1 pseudogene is annotated in these 604 nt (G+C 60.6%); it reads right to left on the bottom strand.

The features are described 5' to 3' along the window. A pseudogene (locus tag AC1DLB_RS31585) lies at window positions 1-604 on the bottom strand (HlyD family type I secretion periplasmic adaptor subunit); the annotation flags it as partial.

Below are 604 nucleotides of genomic sequence, written 5' to 3'. Positions count from 1 at the left end.
AGTCATAAGCGCTGAACTTGACCATGGCTTTCTGGCCCGGGTGCAGGAACGCCACGTCTTGAGGGCGGACCTTGGCTTCGATCAGCAGGTTGTCCTCCACGGGCACGATTTCCACCATGTCGCTGCCCGGCTGGACCACGCCGCCGATGGTATTAACCTTCAGCACTTTGATGATGCCGTGAACCGGCGACACCACGGTGGTGCGCGTTACCCGGTCGTCGATGGCAATGCTCGTGGCGGTGATTTTCGACAGGTCGGTGCGTTTTTCATTCAGCTCTTTCGCCGCGTCCGAGCGGAAGGATTGTTCGGACTCGTCGATCTTGCTTTTGATCTCATTGATCGCCGATTCCGCCCGGGGAATCGCCAGGGTCGTGGCGTTCAACGAGCCGCGGATTTCCACCGCGCTGCGTTTGAGCCGCAGGATTTCCACCGGCGACACCGCCCCGGTGCCCACCAGCGGCGCCGACATGTTCATCTCTTGTTGCAGCAGCGCCAGACTGGAACTGAACTGCCCCTGTTTGGAACGGAACTCCGCCAGCTCCTGGGTTTTTTGCCGAAGTTGTTCAGTCAGCGTGCGTTGTTCGCTGGCCAGTCGGCGCTGGCG

This window comes from Pseudomonas sp. 05N434 (genome assembly GCF_056396965.1).
The sequence above is the reverse complement of the archived record's forward strand: the minus strand, read 5'-3'. Positions and strand labels throughout refer to the sequence as shown.